General features: G+C 55.1%; 1 protein-coding gene. It reads right to left on the bottom strand.

The annotated features are described in order from the left end of the window. A partial coding sequence (locus C5745_RS19800) for a DUF6443 domain-containing protein (protein ID WP_207795864.1) occupies positions 1-2,336 on the bottom strand: 2,336 nt, incomplete at its 3' end. Positions 2,337-2,390 lie beyond the last annotated feature (54 nt).

A 2,390-nucleotide genomic window follows, 5' to 3' on the forward strand; every position in this document is an offset into this window, starting at 1 on the left:
GTTCCCGTGAGCAGGCCCTTCACCATGGCCGTGTTGTTCAGACCACTACTTGCAGGAAGTACGTTTGTGGCCCTGAACCCATAATCGTCGTAGTAGTTTACCGTCAGAACAGTTTTGGTGGAAGTTCCCCGGGGATAACTTTTGTTGTCATAAGAGAGGGCGTTATATCCTCTGGTTTCCCATAGTGCCCTCGATGCATCTGCCTGCTCTAAGTTCAGCGTGTCCTGTAACTGTCCACGACTAAGATTTCTGCGGAAGATACCTGTTTCTGTAACCCGTCCAAAAGCATCGTATTTCGTATAGCTCCATTCGGGAAGAGGTTTCGTCCGCTGCACGGAATCCTGGGTCAAAACCGGCTGGTCATTATTATTGTAAACGATATGCTCCCATCCCCTGCCCGGGACCTTCTTTTCCTTCAGACGCCGGCGCCCGTCGTAGCGGTAGGCATAGATATACTTATCGAATACCGGATCGGCTGCCGCTTCTGTAAATTTGTCCTGCGTAACCGCCGGAGGGACGACGTAGCACAGGTCGCCGAAATCGTCGTATACATAGTACGTCTCCAGCTTTTTGCTCTCCGATTCCCAGATACGTTTCAGTACCACACGGTCGCCGAAGTCTTTATATTCCTCCACTGTCCCTGCACGGCCCGAAGTCCAGTTCTCGTCTTTCACCACGGTTTTGTAAAGCCTCCCCGCCACATAGTCCGTCGTACCCGTGGCTCCCGTAGGGGTGCCCGAGGCATTGTGGTCCACCTTCCAGAGCCGGACCGCTTCTGCCGAAGGGATGGTCACGTTCGTGCCGTGGTCCGTAACCACCGTGCGTCCGGTGCCCGGCGTACGGTTTGCTGCCGGCTGCCATACCATGCCCGGGGAACCCTGTTCCTTCACCCGGTTCAAAGGGCTGTTCTCGAATACCGTAACCGCGTAGGGCCTGTCCGTCTTCTTTACGTGCGCATCCCAGCCCGTTGTCTTTCCTGTAATGGAACCTGTGTTTTTATAGTAATATTGCTGCTTAAGCTTGCCATCGACCTTAAAACTACCGTTGTTGCTCGTATCGTCGGCGTAGGGCAAATATTTGATGGCCTCCCGACCGAAACCGTCGTACTCGATATACTGTACAACATCTTTCTTGAGAGGACTACCCTGCCATTCGACATGCTGCATCGGTCTGCCAAGCCCGTCAAAGTACTGGATACGCCGGTTGACGGAGTCCACCGGTTTACCTTCCATCGTCGAAAGACTGCCGTACGCACGTCGCGGGATAGTTTCCAGGATATGGTTCTGTCCCCAGGAGGCATTGGGTCCGCTACCTGCAGCCACCGAGAACGTAACGGTCGCCGTGGAGCTGCCCATATTGTTGCGCGCGGTGACCGTGTAGCTCTGTGAAGCCCGTACGGAACCCAGCCTTCCGCTGATACGCCCCGTGCTCTCGTCGAATATCAGGCCATCCGGAAGTGCGGGGCTGATGCTGTAGGCACGCCGTACATCAACCCGCTTAACCCGGTTAGTGGTATTCTCCGTTATGTAGAACTTACCTCCCGGTCCCTCGCATATATTCACCGGGGTCGTGAACTGGCCGCTCGTGGAGATCGTTTTGACATTCCCAGCGGGCGAGATGTAGCGAAGGGCGTGGTTGTGGATGTCCACCGAGTATATATTGCCCTCCTTGACAACAACATCGCCCATACCGTTAAAGCGTGCTGCACTCCCCTGTCCGTCCACAAAACCCGTCGTACCATTTCCAGCCACAGTGGTAACCATGCCGCCGCTCACCTTCCGCAGGAGATTGTTAAGCCGGTCGGCCACGTACATGTCCCCTTTGGAATCGACATATATGGAACGTGGCTGGTAGAAGCGGGCAGTACCGGCGGCTCCATCCTGGGTGCCCTGGACGCCGCTGCCGGCATAGTCGCTCACCACCCCCGAAGGTGTTATTTTGCGGATCTTGTTGTTGTAGGCATCCGCCACGTAAAGATTTCCCGAAGCATCAAAGGCAAGGCCCATTGGATAATGGAACGATGCGGCCGTGCCCGTACCGTTGGTCGAACCGATATTACCGCTGCCGGCGAAAGTCGTTACTGCTCCCGAGGGGGTTATCTTTCGTATACGGTGGTTCTGCTGGTCGGTAAGAAAGATGTTACCCGAGCCATCCATGACTACGAAGCTCGGAAGCCGGAAACGGGCGGCGGTACCCGTACCGTTGACATAGCCGTAAACTGTACTATTCCCTCCTGCAAAAACCGTCTGTACACCGCTCGGTGTACGCTTCATAATGGAATGGTAGCCCGCATTGGCAATATAAAGTGTACCGTCAGGCGCGCAGATCGAACTCATCGGATTGTAATAGCCCGTGAGGGTCTGCTCGACGGTCACGCCAAATTCCGCACC

This window comes from Sphingobacterium haloxyli (assembly GCF_002980525.1).
Classification (GTDB): domain Bacteria; phylum Bacteroidota; class Bacteroidia; order Sphingobacteriales; family Sphingobacteriaceae; genus Sphingobacterium; species Sphingobacterium haloxyli.